The sequence below is a fragment of the Parabacteroides sp. 52 genome, from assembly GCF_010500925.1.
GTDB lineage: Bacteria > Bacteroidota > Bacteroidia > Bacteroidales > Tannerellaceae > QVMG01.
This window is the reverse complement of record NZ_QVMG01000020.1, coordinates 86,263-105,513: the sequence shown is the minus strand read 5'-3', so window position 1 is coordinate 105,513 and position 19,251 is coordinate 86,263. Positions and strand designations below refer to the sequence as shown.

General features: G+C 44.5%; 14 protein-coding genes. 6 read left to right on the top strand and 8 right to left on the bottom strand.

The window, feature by feature from the left end:
* The first annotated feature begins 683 nt into the window (after nucleotides 1-683).
* From dnaE to D0T51_RS10765, 3 genes are all read left to right on the top strand, one after another.
* A complete protein-coding gene (gene dnaE / locus D0T51_RS10775; RefSeq protein WP_163729202.1) occupies nucleotides 684-4,331 on the top strand; it encodes a DNA polymerase III subunit alpha in 3,648 nt (1,215 codons plus the stop codon).
* Between the two features lie 74 nt (nucleotides 4,332-4,405).
* Nucleotides 4,406-4,720 carry a thioredoxin gene (gene trxA, locus D0T51_RS10770; RefSeq protein WP_163729200.1) on the top strand — a complete coding sequence of 105 codons (315 nt, stop codon included), beginning with the start codon at nucleotides 4,406-4,408 and terminating at the stop codon, nucleotides 4,718-4,720.
* Nucleotides 4,721-5,012: 292 nt separating this feature from the next.
* On the top strand, nucleotides 5,013-6,434 hold the full coding sequence (locus D0T51_RS10765) for a hypothetical protein (RefSeq protein ID WP_163729198.1): 1,422 nt from the start codon (nucleotides 5,013-5,015) through the stop codon (nucleotides 6,432-6,434).
* A gap of 104 nt (nucleotides 6,435-6,538) precedes the next feature.
* Here the strand turns inward: D0T51_RS10765 and D0T51_RS10760 are convergent, their stop codons facing one another.
* The 8 genes from D0T51_RS10760 to rsmA all read right to left on the bottom strand — a co-directional run bounded on the left by D0T51_RS10760 (nucleotide 6,539) and on the right by rsmA (nucleotide 14,847).
* Nucleotides 6,539-7,306 carry a UDP-2,3-diacylglucosamine diphosphatase gene (locus D0T51_RS10760; protein WP_163729196.1) on the bottom strand — a complete coding sequence of 256 codons (768 nt, stop codon included), beginning with the start codon at nucleotides 7,304-7,306 and terminating at the stop codon, nucleotides 6,539-6,541.
* A 17-nt stretch (nucleotides 7,307-7,323) separates the two neighbouring features.
* Nucleotides 7,324-7,641 (bottom strand): metal-sulfur cluster assembly factor, encoded by a 318-nt coding sequence (locus tag D0T51_RS10755; RefSeq protein ID WP_163729194.1) that lies wholly within the window; start codon nucleotides 7,639-7,641, stop codon nucleotides 7,324-7,326.
* Nucleotides 7,642-7,724: 83 nt separating this feature from the next.
* On the bottom strand, nucleotides 7,725-8,435 hold the full coding sequence (radC, locus tag D0T51_RS10750) for a DNA repair protein RadC (protein WP_163729192.1): 711 nt from the start codon (nucleotides 8,433-8,435) through the stop codon (nucleotides 7,725-7,727).
* A 114-nt stretch (nucleotides 8,436-8,549) separates the two neighbouring features.
* The gene (gene efp / locus D0T51_RS10745; protein ID WP_163729190.1) at nucleotides 8,550-9,116 is read right to left on the bottom strand and encodes an elongation factor P; all 567 of its coding nucleotides are present in this window, start codon (nucleotides 9,114-9,116) and stop codon (nucleotides 8,550-8,552) included.
* 101 nt (nucleotides 9,117-9,217) lie between these two features.
* The gene (mgtE, locus tag D0T51_RS10740; protein WP_163729187.1) at nucleotides 9,218-10,564 is read right to left on the bottom strand and encodes a magnesium transporter; all 1,347 of its coding nucleotides are present in this window, start codon (nucleotides 10,562-10,564) and stop codon (nucleotides 9,218-9,220) included.
* A complete protein-coding gene (locus tag D0T51_RS10735) occupies nucleotides 10,561-12,270 on the bottom strand; it encodes a phosphoethanolamine transferase (protein WP_163729186.1) in 1,710 nt (569 codons plus the stop codon). Before D0T51_RS10735 ends, mgtE begins: the two co-directional genes overlap by 4 nt.
* A gap of 22 nt (nucleotides 12,271-12,292) precedes the next feature.
* The gene (locus tag D0T51_RS12420; protein WP_163729183.1) at nucleotides 12,293-14,023 is read right to left on the bottom strand and encodes a phosphoethanolamine transferase; all 1,731 of its coding nucleotides are present in this window, start codon (nucleotides 14,021-14,023) and stop codon (nucleotides 12,293-12,295) included.
* A gap of 17 nt (nucleotides 14,024-14,040) precedes the next feature.
* Nucleotides 14,041-14,847, bottom strand: a complete 807-nt coding sequence (gene rsmA, locus D0T51_RS10725; RefSeq protein ID WP_163729180.1) for a 16S rRNA (adenine(1518)-N(6)/adenine(1519)-N(6))-dimethyltransferase RsmA — start codon at nucleotides 14,845-14,847, stop codon at nucleotides 14,041-14,043.
* Between the two features lie 96 nt (nucleotides 14,848-14,943).
* On the opposite strand from rsmA, the gene D0T51_RS10720 reads away from it, so the two are divergent.
* The 3 genes from D0T51_RS10720 (at nucleotide 14,944) to ahcY (ending at nucleotide 19,231) form a co-directional block, all read left to right on the top strand.
* Nucleotides 14,944-15,951, top strand: coding sequence for a lysylphosphatidylglycerol synthase transmembrane domain-containing protein (locus tag D0T51_RS10720; RefSeq protein WP_163729177.1), 1,008 nt, complete (start codon nucleotides 14,944-14,946; stop codon nucleotides 15,949-15,951).
* A 30-nt stretch (nucleotides 15,952-15,981) separates the two neighbouring features.
* Nucleotides 15,982-17,436 carry an aminoacyl-histidine dipeptidase gene (locus tag D0T51_RS10715; protein ID WP_163729174.1) on the top strand — a complete coding sequence of 485 codons (1,455 nt, stop codon included), beginning with the start codon at nucleotides 15,982-15,984 and terminating at the stop codon, nucleotides 17,434-17,436.
* A 376-nt stretch (nucleotides 17,437-17,812) separates the two neighbouring features.
* Entirely contained in the window at nucleotides 17,813-19,231 is a 1,419-nt protein-coding gene (gene ahcY / locus D0T51_RS10710; protein ID WP_163729172.1) for an adenosylhomocysteinase, read from the top strand.
* The last annotated feature ends 20 nt before the right edge of the window (nucleotides 19,232-19,251 follow it).

Below are 19,251 nucleotides of genomic sequence, written 5' to 3'. Positions count from 1 at the left end.
ATATACCTATTTTAGAGTAACTATTCATACCTGTTTCTTATTGCTTTTGCCAGAGATATCTATTTGATATATAATGTGATAATACATCAAACTGCTCCACCCCCGGCTACGCCGGCGGTCCCCCTCTTCTTATCCAAGAAGAGGAGCCGAGATACCTTCCTGTTCTCAAACCTATCCTGTCATCTTAAACCCCTTCCTGTTCCCAAACACTTTCCTTTCATCCTAAAGCCCCTCCTGTTACCCTAAATACCTTTTAGTCGCTAATCTTCTACATAAGAATGTATAGGGAAAGGGAGGTGGGGGGACAAAAAGTGACAACCCATTTCAGGAGAAGTCACTTGGGGAATAAAATTGCTGACGATCGTCGGCACAATTGCCGATAATTGTCAGCAATTGTGTCGATATATATCGGCACTTGTGTCGACAATTATCAGCACAAGTGTCGACAATTATCGACACTTTTATTTCGAAGGGGAGGAACCGTTTTATTTCGGGGTATGTCAGGCTCCCGCCAATCATCTGCATGACTGCGGAAAAGGAAGGTGTTTGGGTTCAGAGAAATGCGAGAGGGTCTTTGTTTCGGGAGAGAATTTTAACATAAAGTTATCAACAGTCACCCTGCCTTCTCTCTTCTTTTCGTAACTTTAGGGGCTTAAATCAACAGAAAAGAGAAATAGATATCTATGGAACCCTTTGTACACCTGCACGTGCACACGCAATACTCCCTCCTGGACGGACAAGCATCTATTGATGCCTTAATCGATAAGGCTCAAAAAGATAATATGCCGGCCATTGCGGTGACCGATCATGGAAATATGTTCGGTATTAAAGAATTCTTCAACAAAGTAAATAAGAAGAACAGTAAACACACAGGAACGATAAAGGATTGCCAGAAAGAATTGGATGCGTTGAATGACAAATCCAATCTGACTGAGGAGGAGTCGGAGCGTGCCTATAAATTATCGGAAAAAATAGCGGAGGAGAAAAAATTACTGTTCAAACCGATTATCGGTTGTGAATGTTATTGTGCCCGCAACGGCCGAATGCGCAAAGAAGAGAGGGAAGACCGGAGTGGATGGCACCTCATCGTTTTAGCCAAAACACTGAAAGGCTATAAAAACCTGATCAAGATGGTCTCCATCGCCTGGACAGAAGGATTTTACGGACGTCCCCGCATCGACAAAGAATTGTTGGAAAAATACCACGAAGACCTGATCGTCTGCTCTGCCTGTCTGGGAGGAGAGATACCTCAACATATCATGAACGGGCGGATCGACAAAGCGGAAGAGTCGCTCCTGTGGTTCCAGCGTCTTTTCGGAGAGGACTTTTACCTCGAATTGCAACGTCATGAGACCTATGAGGAGAATGCCGACAACACCACCTTTCCCCGTCAACAGGAAGTCAACAAGGTACTGATCGAACTCTCCCGCAAGCACCATGTCAAAATAATCGCATCCAACGATGTGCACTTTGTCAACAAAGAAGATGCCGAAGCACACGACAGGTTGATTTGCCTGAGTACAGGAAAAGACCTGGACGATCCGAACCGGATGCGTTATTCCAAGCAGGAATGGATGAAAACAACGGCAGAGATGAATACGATCTTTGCCGATGTGCCGGAAGCCTTACGCAACACCTTGGAGATAGCAGAGAAGGTCGAATTCTACTCCATCGACCATGGGCCGTTGATGCCCGACTTTCCTATCCCTCCGGAGTTCGAGAGCGACGATGATTACCTGCGCCATATCACGTATATCGGGGCGGAAAAGAAATACAAAGAAGGCTTGAACGATGAAGTGCGGGAACGTATAGACTTTGAGTTGAGCGTAATCAAAGGCATGGGATTTCCCGGTTATTTCTTGATTGTGCAAGACTTCATTGCGGCAGCCCGCGCAATGGGAGTGTCCGTAGGTCCCGGACGTGGCTCGGCAGCCGGCTCGGCAGTAGCCTACTGCCTGGGCATTACCGATATCGACCCGATCAAATACGACCTGCTGTTCGAGCGTTTCCTGAACCCTGACCGTATCTCTATGCCGGATATCGACGTCGACTTCGACGACGACGGACGGGGCAAGGTATTAGACTGGGTTACACAGAAGTATGGAAAAGAGAAGGTGGCGCATATCATCACGTACGGTACCATGGCAACCAAGTCGGCCATCAAAGACGTTGCCCGGGTACAAAAGTTGCCGCTCTCCGAATCCAATCGCTTGGCAAAGTTAGTGCCCGACAAAATACCGGACGTCAAAAAGGTAAACCTCAAGGCGGCCATTGACTATATACCCGAACTGAGAGAGGCGGCCACCTCCACTGATCGGACGATGCGTGACACGCTCAAATACGCGCAAATGCTGGAAGGGAATGTGCGCAATACCGGGGTGCATGCTTGTGGGGTCATTATCGGGAAATACGATATCTCAGATGTTGTGCCCGTCAGCACGGCCAAGGACAAAGAAACGGGAGAAGAAATGCTGGTCACCCAATACGAAGGATCCGTTATTGAAGATACAGGACTCATCAAAATGGACTTCCTGGGACTAAAGACTTTATCCATCATCAAAGAAGCGGTGGAAAATATTTTTCTCAACCGGAATGAAAAAGTAGATATTGACACCATCAATATAGAAGACACCAAGACCTATGAATTGTATAGTGCCGGAAAAACAACCGGTACATTCCAGTTTGAATCGGCCGGTATGCAAAAATACCTGCGGGAACTGCAACCGACGAAGTTCGAAGACCTGATTGCGATGAATGCCCTTTACCGGCCGGGACCGATGGAATATATCCCTCAGTTTATTGCCCGCAAACACGGCCGGGAGGAGATCGCCTACGACATCCCGGTGATGGAGCGTTACCTGAACGATACCTACGGAATCACAGTCTATCAGGAACAGGTCATGCTTTTGTCCCGGTTGCTCGCTAATTTTACCCGCGGTCAGTCCGACGAATTGCGTAAAGCGATGGGGAAAAAGTTGATCGATAAGATGAACGCCCTGAAAACAAAGTTCCTGGACGGAGGGAAAGCCAATGGGCACGACGAAAAAGTCTTGTTAAAGATATGGGCCGACTGGGAGAAGTTTGCCTCGTATGCCTTCAATAAAAGTCATGCGACCTGTTATTCCTGGGTGGCTTACCAGACAGCCTACCTCAAGGCGAACTACCCTTCCGAATATATGGCGGCCGTATTGAGCCGGAATATCTCGAATATTACGGAAATCACAAAGTTCATGGATGAATGTAAAGCCATGAACATCCAGGTTCTCGGACCGGACGTGAACGAGTCGGCACTTAAATTCTCGGTGAACAAAAACGGAGATATACGCTTTGGGTTGGGAGCGATCAAAGGCGTTGGCGAAAGTGCTGTGCTCAATATCCTGGAAGAAAGAAAAAAAGGTGCATTCACCAGTCTTTTTGATTTTGTGGAGCGGGTCAACCTAAGTACCTGCAATAAGAAAAACATAGAATCCCTGGCCTTGGCCGGAGCTTTTGATAATTTCAATGTGCAACGCGAACAATTCTTTACCGAAAGTGGGAAAGACGGCGAAGTATTCCTGGATGTATTGGTACGCTATGGCAATAAGTTCCAAGCGGATAAAAATATGGCGGCCAACTCTTTGTTCGGGGCCGACAACTCGATCGCTATCTCCAAACCGGAAATACCTGTTTGTGAACGCTGGAGCGACCTGGAACGCCTGAACAAAGAGAAGGATCTGGTCGGCATCTATCTGTCGGCTCACCCATTGGATGAATACCGTATTATTCTAACCTATGTATGCAACACCGGCGTGGTCGAGTTAAATGACAGGGAAAGTCTGAAAGGAAGAGAACTCTTATTGGGAGGTATCGTCACGGATTTCCGGGAAGGGATCACGAAGACAGGGAAACCTTACGGTATTCTCAAGATAGAAGATTTTACAGGCAGTGCGGAAATTGCACTGTTCGGGAATGACTATATAGAATATGGTAAATACGGCCGGCCGGGAATGTATCTGTTGATAAGAGGACGTATGGAGCCGCGGCGTTGGCGGGAAGAAGAACTGGATTTCAAAATCGGCACAGTCAGCCTGTTGCAGGACGAGAAAGACAAGATGATTGAGCGGATCAGCATCACCCTGCCTATTCATGACCTGGATGAACCGACGATAACCGAACTTTCCGTCCTGATAAAGAACAATCCGGGAAACAGTATGTTATATTTTAGGATGATTGATGGGGAGCATAATGTATCCCTGGATTTCTTTTCTAAAAATATGCGGTTGACTGTCACACGGGAGTTGATTGATTATCTGGAAGGGAACGATAATATCGATTTCAAAATAAATGGGTAGGCATTGTACACCGAAAAAGAATTCGTACTTTTGATTTCTCAAAACAAAATATAAACATACTAAATAATAAAATTATGGCTTTGCAAATTACTGACGCAAACTTTAAAGAACTGCTTGACTCCGGTAAGCCTATGGTTCTCGACTTTTGGGCGGAATGGTGTGGCCCCTGCCGGATGGTGGCTCCCATTATTGATGAGTTGGCAACCACTTACGAAGGGCGCGTGACCATTGGTAAAATGGATGTAGATGAAAACAACGATGTAGTAGGAGAATATGGTATCCGTAACATCCCTACTGTTTTGTTCTTTAAAGACGGACAAATGGTAGACAAACTGGTGGGAGCAACCACGAAGGATAAATTCATTGAAAAAATAGAAGCATTGCTTTAAGGACAATTATAAACAGAAAAAGAGGCATTTCCGGAAAGAAATGCCTTTTTTTATGCCTCTCACAATAGATCCATATCGGGCAAAAGGACAGAAAAAAGGGGGTGACCGGGTCTGTTTAAGAAAGAGGTTGCCAAAGAGGTGTTCGATAGAGGCTTTGTATTTCAAACGCTCTGATTTACAGCGTATTTTATTTGTGATTTTTTATCCGTTTTTTTTCATTGACTTAAAAAAAAACTTTACGTTTGTGACTGCGAGTGTATCTTTTTATTATTAACTAAAAACCTGAATTTGTATGAAAAAGAGTATTTTACTTTTCGTTTTGTTATGGGGTATGATTGCATTTATTCCTCCTTTACATGCCCTGACTGCTCCCGATCCTTCTGTTAAAATAACGAGCCCTTTGGCTAATGCCACTATCTTCTCCGATGCATTAGAGGTCAATTTTGAACTGGAAAACTTTGAGTTAGGTAAAGATGGAAAGATCAAGTATGACTTGAATGGAGAAAATGAAAAGATACTTGAAACAGGCACCTCTATTTCTGTATCTTCTCTTAGTGCAGGGCGGCATAAGTTGACCTTAACTCTCGTTGATATGAATGAAGAAGAATTAAGTCCTTCTATTTCTACTCATGTCGTTTTTATATGTAAAAAACCCGAGTTTTCCATCAAAAGGCCGGAGAAAAATGCAGTCATCTATCAAAGATCATTGAAGGTAAGGTTTCAATTGAAAGATTTCGAATTGACTTCCACAAGTGTTAAAAGCACCAAGGCCTCGGCTGATGAAGTTCATATTACTTATAGAGGAGGAGATGGAAAGATTAAGTATGTATTGGATAATGGAAAGACTAAATATCATACGAGCAACGATCCGATTACTCTCACAGAGCTGAGCCATGGAAAACATCGCCTGGTCCTAAGCCTGGTAGATAATGACGGGAAGGAGATAGAATCAGTAGAAAAGATCGTTCTCGACTTTAAAGTTGTTTTATCTTATAAAGTTGGCGTGGAATTAGGAACAGGCATAGAAGCTGATCCCGGAACAGGAGAACACACCAAGGGTATAAAAGAGGACTTCACTGTCAAATTCCGCATCGATCCGACTTATGAAGCCACAGAAAATATAATTCTTCTATTGAATGGAGAGGAGGTGCCTGCCAGTGAAATCACACAAGAGGAGGATATATACAGTTATACCCTTGACAATAGCGACAAAAGGGAAAAACACAAGGTAAGTATAGGTTTGCGAAGCTACCCATTGACACTTCCGCAGCAAATAGAAGGCGTGATGTTGGAACCTTCCCATATACGCAATCTGCCTTATAACAGACCGTTCATTTTTTCTCTTACTTTAAGAGATGATTATACGGAGTCTGAACCTATTGTTTATGCGAACGGAAAGATATTGCCACATAATCCGTTGCGTGCTCTCACCTACACATATATCATTGACAATGTAACCGAAGCGATAGAAATCAAAGTAGAGGGTATCGTGAAAAATACGGTAGGCAATACCGAAGTAGAGACGCAAAAGGTATATGCTAGCCCGGAAGGACTTATTGTTGAAATCCCCGGACAATCGAAGCCGGTATCTGTTTATACATTAGCCGGCCAGCTAGTAACCCGTAAAAAGGTAAATAACCATGCCTTCATTACCTTACCTAAAGGCATGTATCTGGTGGTTGTAGGAGAGACAACTTTCAAGATCGCTTTATAAGAAAGTCTTAGTCTTTAACACCATAAACAAAAAGCACTGCCAGGAGGAGGCAGTGCTTTTTTTGTTATATGACAATAGCGGACGCTGACGACGCAGCCTATAAGCTATTCTTCTTCAAATTGCAACAAAGAAAGGTTTTCCCCATCCCATTCTACGTAAGAGAAAAGGCGCATCCAATCACCCACTACCAATATACGGCTGGTACGGCTCAACATCAGGTCAAGCATTATATGGCGATGGCCAAAAAGGAAAAAGTTTATTTCAGGATGTGTTTGCAGGTATTCTTTGGCAAAGCGTATCAGGTATTCTGATTCTTCGCCGGCATAGGCCGGGGAGGTGGCTTTCTGCAAACCGCTCTTGCGGCTGTTTAACGACCAGCCCAAAGCAAAACCGAAAGTCCACCGGGGATGAATGGCCGCGTATAACCACTGGCAGAAGCGATTGCGGAAGAGTGCGCGGATAAAACGGAACGAACGACTCCGGTAATCCACCTCATCGCCATGTCCTAAGAAAAATCGTTTTCCCAAAAGATCAAGACTCAGCGGTTCCCGGTGAATAACCGCACCAATCTCATTAGGTAGATAATCGAACATCCATATATCATGGTTTCCAATAAAAATATGTATTTCAATACCGGCATCAGCCAACTCGGCTAGTTTACCCAGGAAACGGACATGACCCTTTGGAACCACGTATTTATACTCATACCAATAATCGAAAATGTCCCCCAGAAACCATACCGCTGACGCTTCTGATTTTATACTATCCAACCAACGTACCAGCTTTTTTTCTATCGCTAACGGATCTTGATGAAAGCGGGCTCCCAGATGGGCATCCGCTGCAAAATAGATTTTCTTCCGCGTTTCTTGCATGGCTCTCTTTCTTCTGATTAAAGGAAACCCAATTCCAGTTTCGCCTCTTCCGACATCATCTCTTTATCCCATTCCGGTTCGAACACCAAACGGATATCCACACTTTTCACATCCGGTACAGATTCTACCTTCATCCGCACATCTTCCAGTATGAAATCAGCGGCAGGACAATTGGGGGCAGTCAGCGTCATCTCTATCTGCACCTGCTTATGTTCATCCACCTCTACCTTATAGATTAATCCGAGATCATATACGTTTACAGGTATTTCCGGATCATATACGGTTTTAAGCATAGCGACAATCGCTTCTTCTGTCTGGAGAAATTCGTTGTTCATGATTTTGTCGTTTGCATGCAAAGATAGGTATTTAGTTGATAGGTACTAATGGGCTGTTGAGAGTTTTTGTGCGCGTCTACTGCTTAGTCATTCTCTATCCGCCCCTCATCCGCATAGCTGTAGTAACGGTTGTCGGCTATAATGATATGATCCAACAGGGATATATCCATCAATTTAGCGGCTTTGCGTACCCGTTGCGTCAATAAATCGTCCTGCACACTGGGAGAGAGGTTTCCCGACGGATGATTATGAAAAAGGAGAATGCCGGCAGCCAGGGCATGAATCGCCCCTTTTAATATCAACCGCAGGTCTGCTGAGGTCTCGGAGGTACCTCCCTGGCTGATCTTTTTTTTCTCTATGACCTTGCCTGCCCGGTTGATAAAAACCACCCATAGTTCTTCATGCGGAAGATCACTTAATTGGGCATAAAGCAACTGAAAAGCATCCTGACTACTCCGAATAGAGTATTGCCGGGGTAGGTCACTGCCGTCCCGGCGTTTCCCCAGTTCCAAGGCGGCAATGATAGATACGGCTTTCGCTTCGCCGATGCCTTTAAAACCGGAGGTCAACTCCTTGACAGAGAGTTTCCCCAAGACGTGTAGGTTATTATTGACAGTATGTAAGATGCGTTGTGATAATTCTACAGCCGATTCGGTAGAACTGCCCGAGCCGATCAGAATGGCAAGTAATTCGGCATCACTCAGGGAGGCGACACCCTTCTGTAGCATCTTTTCACGGGGACGATCTGCTTCGGCCCAACTTTTTATGGATAGTTTCTTTTTATTCTCTTTCATAGGTAAGGAAAAAAATGCCCTGAAAAAGAGAGTCGATGACCGATCTCTTTTTCAGGGCGCAATTAGAATATATCTATTTCGGGAATACCTACCCGAAAGGAAGTGTAAAACGGATTATTCCCTTACACGGCCTACATAAGAGCCATCACGGGTATCAATTTCGATCTTCTCTCCTTCGGAGATAAACAAAGGCACACGTACTTCCGCACCGGTTTCTACCGTAGCCGGTTTCAATGTGTTTGTGGCTGTATCTCCTTTTACTCCCGGTTCTGTATAGGTAATTTCCAATACTACGTGAGCCGGCAGTTCGCAAGTCAAAATCGTTTCGCTGGCAGCATGTACCATAGCCTCTACCATATCTCCTTCTTTCAGGAATTGAACACCTGTAATGCCTTCACCCGGGATAGAGATCTGTTCGAATGTTTCAGGATGCATAAAGTTGTATCCTACCTCATCTTTATAAAGGAACTGATAGGGACGACGTTCGATACGTACTTCTTCCACCTTTACTCCTGAATTCCATGTTTTGTCAAGAACACGTCCGGTAGTTACATTTCTCAATTTGGTGCGGACAAAAGCAGGGCCTTTACCCGGTTTCACATGAAGGAATTCTATAATAAAAAAGTAGTTGCCATCGATATCGAGGCACATTCCATTTCTAAAATCAGCTGTTGTAGCCATAAAAAGTTATTCTATTTTTGATTAATAATTGCTCTGAAAATACCTGTTTTTTCATTGAACCAGGTGCAAAATTAGTTTTTTCCCCTCACATAGACAATAGTTTAGGCCAATGATGCACAAATAAACATATAGATCATCATTCCTATAATATCATTGGTAATTGTGATAAAAGGTCCTGTAGCCAAAGCCGGATCTATCTTCAACCGATCAAGTGTCATAGGCACCAAGGTGCCGAATATACTGGCAAACATGACCACAGCAAACAAGCTTAAAGAAACAGCTGTCGTCACTACCCGGTCACCCAGCATAAAATAATTATATACAAACACGACCAAGCTGATGAGACTGGCATTGATCAGCGACACGACAGATTCTTTCAGTACCTGCGACCATATATTCTCCGGTTTAAGGGATTTATTGGCCAAGCCTTGCACGACAATGGCCGACGACTGGATCCCCACATTCCCTCCGGTTCCTCCAATCAGAGGGATAAAAAGTGCCATCTTCGGATTGGCCGCTATGCTGCCTTCAAAACCTCCAAGGATGACGGAGTTTCCTAATCCCCCTATCATGCCGATCAAGAGCCAGGGTAAACGGGCGGCTGTTTGCATAAAGACATTATCCGAACTTTCTACGTCCTGCGAGATACCGGAAGCCAATTGGTAATCCCGTTCGTGTTGTTCACGTACCTCATCCATTACGTCATCAATGGTGATCCTGCCGACAAGACGTCCGATACTATCCACCACAGGCAAAGCGACCAAGTCATATTTCTCAATCGTATTAACGACCTCTTCAATGCTTTCGCTATCATGAACGGCTATGGGATCCTTTTTCATCACGTGTTTGATCTTGGAGACAGAAGGGTTGGTTATCAGTCGTTGAAGAGGTAAAACACCGCGTAAGCGTTCATCATCGTCAATCACATACACATAATATATTTCATCCATCTCTTCCGCCTGCTTGCGCATCTCCTCGATACATTGGGGCATACTCCAATTCTCGTTTACCACGATCATTTCCGTACCCATCAACCCCCCGGCAGTATCCTCATCGTATTTCAGAAGATCCACAATATCCCCTGCCTGTTCCACATCTTCGATATGCGAAAGTACCTCTTCCTGGGTATCCTCATCCAGTTCCCGGATCAGGTCTACCGCATCATCCGTTTCCAGATAATCGACAAAGCGTTTGGCAATCAGTTCGGGAGGAAGCTCCTTCAAAAGACGGCGACGCGCGTCTTCGTCCAGTTCCATCAAAACATCTGCCGCCTTATCTTCATCCATCAAGGGATAGAGATAGGTAGCTTCCTGCATTCCTAACTCCTCGTATATTTCAGCAATATCGGCCGGGTGCAGATCCCCCAACAAGGCTTTTATCTGCCCGTCTTCTTTCTCTGCGATCAGCCGCTTTACACTCTCCAGATATTCTTTCGTCAGTTCGATCATCTTCTTTCTTTTTTTAATTGAATGACGCTCTTGTCAGGCATTAAAACATATCGTATGCTATCCTCAGAAAAAGAAGAGGACGCGATACTTTTGTCAAGGCTTTCTCCCGGATAACTTATATTCGCAATATCCAGGATGGAATGAAACACATTGACTGTACTTATTTTTTTATCTCTATGTTTAGATAAGAATTCCCTCTTCTCCGGGAATTGTTTCTCGTATTTCTCCGATGTCCATAGGAGAAGGGGGATATGTGTTTCATATGTCGAAAACTCTCCTCCACCGTGCAAGATAAGATTATTCTCGTCATCAAACAAATTCTCCGCGTGGTCCGATATATAGAACACAGAACTCACCGCCTCCTGCTTTTTCACCCGGTGGATAATGGAGGAGATTATATAATCCGTATACCGAATGGTATTATCATAGGTGTTCACTAAGACCTCTTTGTTTGCCGGAGATAATACCGAATACCCTACCGTTCCTTCCAGTGAGGGTGTAAAATAGGCGTAAGACTCCGGATAACGGAAATTATACCGGAAGTGACTTCCTAAAGTTTGAATAACAATTAATTGTTTCTTCTGATCCTGTTCCAACACCTTATCGATATAAGGCAATAACTTTTCATCATAGTTTGTCGAAGCATCGAAGTCGGTAGTCGAGAAATAATGGAAATCAACCTCCTTGGCTACCCGTTTTACGACAGTATACTGGGAAGACTGGGAGCCGATCCAGGCTGTATGAAAACCACATTCGGCAAAGGCGTCTATGAACGTTTTCTCCTGATATCCGGTTGCCGGGTCCAAAGCCGTAGCTCGCGTCAGGAGAAGAGGCAGGGCTATCTCCGTCAGGTTGGCCGAGGCAAACACATCGGAATAAGAAAGCAGACCTTCTATTTTTTCCAGCTCCGGTGTCGTCGGACGCATATATCCATTCAGCGATAAGTTCCCATACCGGGCAGACTCCCCAATAATCACTACATATATTTCTTTCTCCGCGACAGTCTCTTTCCGGCTCGCATGAAAGGAGAAATGAGCCAGATCTTCCGACAAACGGTCTCCTTCTTTTTCTTTCTCATAAGTCCGATAAGCCACCGTCAATAAATCACAAGGATATATTTTCCGGTATTTCTTCGCAAAATTATGTGTGGCATAGGCTACGGGTACCGGGGCCTTATTTTTATAAGCAAGAAAGAACATGGCACCCAATAATAACAGATTGCCAGCCAGGAACAAAAACAGAATCCATATCCGCACGGAGCGCGTAAACAGATATGTATTTTTTATCTTTCGCAGAAGAATGAAAAAATAGACAAACCAAAGAAGAAGAATCAACGCACCGGCAGCCTTCATTGCTCCCAATAATTCCCAGGCTTCTGCCGCATTCGTATGTAGGATAGCCGATAGAAAGCCCTCGGTCACAGGCATTTTGTTCAATATGATATGGCTTATCTCTATAGGTGCCAATAACAGAAAAACCGACATCACCCCAAAATAAACACGCAAACGAAGGAATAAAGCAGGAAGCAGCCAAACGATCAAAGAGAAACCCAGATAAGCCACCTTCATCCCTATACTGCCTTGTAAATCACTCAGAAGGAGAACCGCTGTAAAATTGGGTATCCATAAGAGAATAAACAAAAACAAAACCCACCCATACATTGGGGGTAGGAGGAGGCGACCGTTTATTTTCTGTAAAAAGTTCATCAATGACTAAATCGTTATATATTTATCTCCGTTTTTCTATCGTTTCAAATGCATGCGTTTTCTCAACAACACGTTTGTCCGGGGTAAGTACATAGCGCACACTGTCTGCCTGAAACGCCGGAGAAGCAATGCTCAACTCCGGAGAGGCCGAAGGATAACTCATGCCGGCTATATCCAATAGGGAATGAAACAGGTTCGATGTACTTATGGGCAGGTCTTTATGTTTTTCTATGTTGTTAACCTTTTCCGGCCATACTTCTTCGTAACGAGGGGAGGTCCAGACAATCAACGGGACATGCAGCTCAAAACGAGAAGGCTCCGTATTCCCATGTACAGCCATATGCGATGCGTCATCATACAAATTCTCTCCATGATCGGATAGATAGACCAACGAGCTGACTGCCTTTTCTTTCTCCAGCATCGAAATGATTTCATTCAATACATAATCCGTATAATAGATACTATTATCGTAGCTGTTGACAAGCAATTCTTTGTTTTCCGGATTCACCCCCCCATAACTTGTGTTATCATATAAGGCCGGGGTAAAATGACAAAAAGATTCCGGATACCGGGCATTGTAACGGAAATGACTACCCAGGGTATGTATTACAATAAACTGCTTCTGTTTCTTTTGCTGCAGAACAGAGGCAAACGGAATAAATAGTTTCTCGTCATAACTCTCTGCAGAATCGTAATCGGTAGTCGAGAAATAGGTATAATCACTACAGGAGGTAAGTCGCTGAACAAAACGGTCGCCAACCGATTGATTGGCAATCCAGGCCACCTCAAAGCCGCCCTCTTTAAACGCATCGGTAAGCCCTTTTTCTTTGTGTGCCAATTCCGGATCCAGAGGGGTTGCCCGGGTAAGCATCAACTGCAGAACCGCACTGGTATAATTGGACGTAGCCAACACATTGGAATAAGAGATCAGGCGGGAGCACTGCTCCAATAAAGGGGTCGTCGGACGCGTATATCCATGCATCGAAAAGTTTCCATACCGTGCCGCTTCGCCTATGACAAATACATAAATCTCCCTTGCCGACAAGCTGTCTTTTTTATGCATACCAAAAGAAAAATCTTTTAATTCCGCTTCCATCTTCCGCACCTCTCTCTGGCTGGCAAATACATCTCGGGTGGCGGTTATAAGGTCGAGTGGATAGGTTTTGGTATATTTCTTTTTGAAATAGGCATTTGTCGAACTCACCCGAGCCGTATCATCGACCCGGAAACCACTCATCCTCCACATCGCCGCCCACAGACCGATATTGAAAAAGGCAAAGACAATGCCTATAACTACTTTCCCCCGCAGAGTGAATAAAGCTTTGTTTTCTATCCGGGTGAAAAGAATCCAATAATAAAAGCCAAGGAGCAGGATACCGATCCATAGATAAATATGCAAAAAAGAAAGAAGTTCATAAGCCTCTTTGTAGTCGGTATGGATAACGACCGACATAAAACCTTCGGTTATAGGCATCCGGTTAAGGACTATATGCGCAATCTCCAAAGGACTCAACAGGAAGAACACACTTTGCAACCCGAAATACCACCGGGTCTTCAAAAGAAGAGCCGGTAAAATCAGGATAATGCACGAAAACAACAGATAGGCACATTGCTTGAACGGATTCCCCACCAGGTCCGTAGATAAAAAAGCAACAAAAAGGTTGGGTAAAAGGATGAAAAGAAATAAGACGCAGATCCATCCATAATGATTAGACGGAAATAGCCTGTGAAGTATGTGCGTTAACTGTTTCACGAGGGTCGCTTTTTCTTTTATTCTTTTTGTTGTATAAGTCCGGACTCTTTAAGCCAGGATGCCGCAATCTTTGTTAATTCGACAAATTGCTCGATCGACAACTGCTCCGGACGTTTGTCAAAAATAGGCAATACATAATCCGGGCAATCTTTTCCCAATAAAGGTTTCAGAGAGTTACGAAGGGTTTTCCGGCGTTGATTAAAGGAGGTTTTAACAACGGTCTTAAACAGCTTTTCATCACACCCCAACTCCGTTCGCTTATTCCGCGTCATACGTATCACGGCACTTTTCACCTTTGGCGGGGGATCAAAAACAAGCTCACTCACAGTAAACAAATATTCCACATCATACCATACCTGCAGCAACACACTGATAATCCCATATGTTTTACTGCCCGGGCCGGCTGCCAATCGCTCGGCTACCTCCTTTTGTATCATGCCGGAACAACAGGGGACGGTATCTTTAAAATCCAACACCTTAAAGAATATCTGGCTGGAGATGTTATACGGATAGTTTCCTATCACACAGAAAGGTCCGTTAAACAATTTGTCCAGATCTAACTTCAGGAAATCATCGGCAATAATCTTATCCTCTAAAGCCGGAAAATGTTGACGCAGATAATCCACCGAATCCCAGTCCAGTTCAACCACAGTCAGGTTATGCCCTGCTTCCAACAGGAATTGTGTGAGAACACCCATACCCGGGCCAATTTCCAAAACAGGTAAATGGGTATAGGCATCCAATGTATCAGCAATACGCTGGGCTATCTGCATATCCTTGAGGAAATGTTGTCCCAATGATTTTTTAGGCTTTACTAATCTCATCCAGTTCTCAGTTGTAAAATGTTCGTATTTAAATATTATGTTTATCTTTGCGGGCATACAAAAGTACAACAAATAATTAATACTGTCTTATACAGAATGGATTTTAAAAGCACCACACGTACACTGCTTAAAGTACTCATACCTCTGATCTTCGGTTGTCTCTTGCTCTGGTTTATCTATCGGGACCTGGATCTGACCGAAATCTGGCAAGTAGTCAAAAAAGGCGTACGTTACGACATCATACTTCTCTCCTTACTCTTTGGCCTGGTCGCTAATATCATTCGTGGATCCCGCTGGGGCTTATTACTCGACTCTATAGGAGAGCGTTACAAAAAGAGTAATGCCATTAATGCCGTATTAGGGAATTATGCTGTCAACCTTGTTTTGCCGCGGGTGGGAGAAGTCTGGCGCTGCGGTGTTTTATCCAAATATGATAAAATCCCTTTTACCAAACTATTCGGTACCCTCTTGATAGACCGCGTATGTGATACCATCGTCGTGGGACTGATTACTTTATTTATTTTCATCTTTAACTTCAGCTTCTTCAAAAGCTTTTTTGCCAAGAACCCCTCCCTCCTGGAAGGCTTTCAATCCATGTTCAACTCCATTTGGATCTATGTCGTTGTCGTATTCTTTGTTCTTGTCATTTGGTTTGTATTCAAATACATGAGTAACTTCACGCTTGTCCAGAAGGCAAAAGCCATGTTGCATAATATATGGTTGGGAATAAAAAGTATATGGTTGCTGAAACATAAATTGCGCTTCCTGTTACAAACCATAGGGATCTGGACCTGTTACTTTTTTTATTTTTACATTACATTCTACGCATTCGATTTCACCCGTGACCTGGGAATAAGTGTAGGATTGATTGCTTTTACCATGAGCAGTATCGGTGTAGCTGTACCGGTACAAGGAGGTATAGGCCCTTGGCACTTTATGGTAATCGCCACATTGGTCTGTTTCAATGTGAATGAAAACGATGCAGCCGCCTTTGCCTTGGTCGTGCATACCGTACAAACCGTATGGACAGGGCTCTGTGGCCTGGTAGGAATTGTAGCCCTGCCTTTAACAAATAAGAAAAAAGAAGTTGCCACAAGCAACTAATCTTTATATAAACTTTAAAAGAACACTTTTATGTCTGCTGAAATCAAAGATTTATCTCCCAAACACGTGTGGGGTTACTTCTATGACTTAACTCAAATTCCCCGCCCTACCGGGCAAATGCAAGCCGTAACAGCCTATGTTATTGCCTTTGGGGAAAAGTTAGGTCTTGAAACCAAACAAGACGAAACAGGAAACGTATTAATCCGTAAACCGGCTACTCCGGGTATGGAAGGACGTAAAACGATCGTTTTACAATCTCATCTGGACATGGTACCTCAAAAGAACAGCCATGTAAAACATGATTTCACTACCGATCCGATTGATGCGTATATCGAAGAGGGATGGGTAACAGCCCGGGATACAACTCTGGGGGCAGACAATGGCATTGGTGCCGCTTTGTCCATGGCCGTATTAGCGGATAATACCCTCCGCCACGGACCGATAGAAGCCTTGTTTACCATCGACGAAGAAGTAGGCATGGACGGTGCTTTCGGTTTAAAACCCGGATTCCTGCAAGCCGATATATTAATCAACTGTGATTCTGAAGAGGAAGGAGAACTCTTTGTCGGTTGCGCCGGCGGAGCCGACCTGAATATCTCTTTCCAATACAAAGACGATGTGCATATCCCCGAAGGAGATGTAGCCGTTAAAATTAGCCTGACCGGCTTAAAAGGCGGACACTCAGGGGTGGACATCCACTTGGGACGGGCCAATGCCAATAAATTGCTCTTCCGCTTCCTCAAAGATGCGGTTTGCGAATACGGAGCACGTCTGGCCTCTATCGAAGGAGGCTCTTTGCGCAATGCCATCCCACGGGAAGCATTTGCCGTAATCACCATACCGGGAGATAATGCCGAAGCACTTTGGGAATTTGTCTCCGACTATCAGGATCTGTATCAGACAGAATACAAAGGTATAGAAAACAATATCCAATTTACAGCCGAAAAGGTAGACCTGCCTATCACTCTTATACCCGAAGAAATACAAGACAGCCTGATCAATGCCATTGAAGGATGCCAAAACGGAATCATCAGTATGTTATCTGATTTCCCCGGAACGGTAGAATCATCTTCCAACCTCGCGGTTGTCCTCTCCCAAGCCGGATTGATCGAGGTGAAAATCCTGGTGCGCAGCTCCTCCGAAAGCCGGAAAGCCGCTGTTTGTTCCAGCCTGGAGAGCGTTTTCGCTCTGGCCGGAGCCAAAGTGGAAGAAGGGGGCTCTTACAACGGATGGCAACCCAATATTCACTCCCCCATCCTGAAACTCATGCAAGATACCTACTCCGACTTATTTAACAAAAAGCCTGCGGTAAAAGTAATGCATGCCGGTTTGGAATGCGGTATTATTCAAGGAGCCTACCCTCATATGGACATGATCTCTATCGGACCGGATTTGGAATTCCCCCATTCTCCCGACGAACGCATAAAGATAAGCTCTGTCGAAAAAACATGGGAGTTTATCAAAGCGACACTGGAACGTATCTAAATACAGACGAAGATTTATCTTGTCTGCCTTTATATAGAAAAAGGAATAAATCTCTAAAAAAGAGGTGTTGCCCGTACCGGCAACATCTCTTTTTTTTCGGGGTTATTCTAGTGTTGATAGCTATCGTCACTACTAACGATAGCTATCATCAGTAGTAACNAGTAGTAACGATAGTTATCATCAGTACTGACGATAGCTATCAACAGTAGAATTGTTCCGTATGTAACCCATTATTGGCCATTGCTTCCGGTCTAATTCCGCAAAGGGGAAAAAGGGGGAAGTGTGTGTCTCTCAAAATAAAACGATTGTTATAATATATTTGTACCTTTGTCGTTCAAAAGAGTATACAAACAATAATCATAGAAAACGAAAAAATATGTCTGAATTATTTCCTACGACTCTTCCCTACAAAGTAGCCGATATGAGCCTGGCGGATTTTGGCCGCAAAGAGATTGAGATTGCTGAACATGAAATGCCGGGTTTGATGGCTATCCGAAAAAAATATGCCGGACAAAAACCTTTGCAGGGTGCCCGCATCATGGGTTCTTTGCATATGACCATTCAAACGGCGGTATTGATCGAGACGTTGGTTGACTTAGGAGCCGATGTACGTTGGGCCAGTTGTAATATCTTCTCTACCCAGGATCATGCAGCGGCAGCCATTGCTGCGACAGGGGTTCCTGTTTTTGCCTGGAAGGGGGAGACCTTGGAGGAATACTGGTGGTGTACGGATATGGCCCTTCGTTTTCCGGAAGGAAAAGGACCTCATATGATCGTGGACGACGGAGGGGATGCCTCTTTATTGGTTCACTGGGGATATCAGGCGGAAAACGATGCGCAGACAATCAACCGTAAAGGCGGTAACCACGAAGAGCAGGTTATCCTGGACACCCTGAACCGTATATTGAAAGAGGATAATGCCCGTTGGCATCGTACAATCACGGATATGCGCGGGGTATCGGAAGAGACAACTACCGGTGTACATCGTTTATACCAGATGATGGAAAAGGGAGAGTTGTTGGTTCCGGCCATTAATGTCAATGATTCGGTAACAAAGTCTAAATTTGATAACCTCTATGGTTGTCGGGAGTCACTGGCCGATGGCATCAAGCGGGCTACCGATGTGATGATTGCCGGCAAGGTGGTTGTCGTTGCCGGTTATGGAGATGTCGGAAAAGGCTGTTCTCACTCCATGCGCTCGTATGGAGCCCGTGTATTGGTAACGGAGATTGACCCGATCTGTGCGTTGCAGGCGGCCATGGAAGGATTTGAGGTGACCACGATGGAAGAAGCGGTGAAAGAAGGAAATATCTTTGTGACCACCACGGGAAACCGGGACATCATCACCATCGCACATATGGCGCAGATGAAAGACCAGGCCATTGTTTGTAATATCGGTCACTTCGACAATGAAATACAAGTGGATCAATTGATAAACTATCCGCATATAAAACATACCAATATAAAACCTCAGGTCGATAAATATACTTTCCCGACAGGCAATGCGATCTTCTTATTGGCAGAAGGACGCTTGGTGAACCTGGGTTGTGCTACGGGACACCCTTCCTTTGTGATGAGTAATTCGTTTACCAACCAGGTATTGGCACAAATAGATTTATGGCAGAAGCCTTATGAGATAGGAGTTTATCGTCTTCCCAAACATTTGGACGAAGAAGTAGCCCGCCTTCACCTGGAACGTATCGGTGTCAAACTGACGACGTTGAGCCGGGAGCAAGCCGATTATATCGGTGTTTCGGTGGATGGACCGTACAAAGCAGACCATTACAGGTATTGATCCGACACAGGGATCGTCAA

Excerpts from the sequence above, each read along its gene's own strand:
- dnaE (WP_163729202.1), top strand. The coding sequence starts at position 684 with ATGGAACCCTTTGTACACCTGCACGTGCACACGCAATACTCCCTCCTG.
- trxA (WP_163729200.1), top strand. The coding sequence starts at position 4,406 with ATGGCTTTGCAAATTACTGACGCAAACTTTAAAGAACTGCTTGACTCC.
- D0T51_RS10765 (WP_163729198.1), top strand. The coding sequence starts at position 5,013 with ATGAAAAAGAGTATTTTACTTTTCGTTTTGTTATGGGGTATGATTGCA.
- D0T51_RS10760 (WP_163729196.1), bottom strand. The coding sequence starts at position 7,306 with ATGCAAGAAACGCGGAAGAAAATCTATTTTGCAGCGGATGCCCATCTG.
- D0T51_RS10755 (WP_163729194.1), bottom strand. The coding sequence starts at position 7,641 with ATGAACAACGAATTTCTCCAGACAGAAGAAGCGATTGTCGCTATGCTT.
- radC (WP_163729192.1), bottom strand. The coding sequence starts at position 8,435 with ATGAAAGAGAATAAAAAGAAACTATCCATAAAAAGTTGGGCCGAAGCA.
- efp (WP_163729190.1), bottom strand. The coding sequence starts at position 9,116 with ATGGCTACAACAGCTGATTTTAGAAATGGAATGTGCCTCGATATCGAT.
- mgtE (WP_163729187.1), bottom strand. The coding sequence starts at position 10,564 with ATGATCGAACTGACGAAAGAATATCTGGAGAGTGTAAAGCGGCTGATC.
- D0T51_RS10735 (WP_163729186.1), bottom strand. The coding sequence starts at position 12,270 with ATGAACTTTTTACAGAAAATAAACGGTCGCCTCCTCCTACCCCCAATG.
- rsmA (WP_163729180.1), bottom strand. The coding sequence starts at position 14,847 with ATGAGATTAGTAAAGCCTAAAAAATCATTGGGACAACATTTCCTCAAG.
- D0T51_RS10720 (WP_163729177.1), top strand. The coding sequence starts at position 14,944 with ATGGATTTTAAAAGCACCACACGTACACTGCTTAAAGTACTCATACCT.
- D0T51_RS10715 (WP_163729174.1), top strand. The coding sequence starts at position 15,982 with ATGTCTGCTGAAATCAAAGATTTATCTCCCAAACACGTGTGGGGTTAC.
- ahcY (WP_163729172.1), top strand. The coding sequence starts at position 17,813 with ATGTCTGAATTATTTCCTACGACTCTTCCCTACAAAGTAGCCGATATG.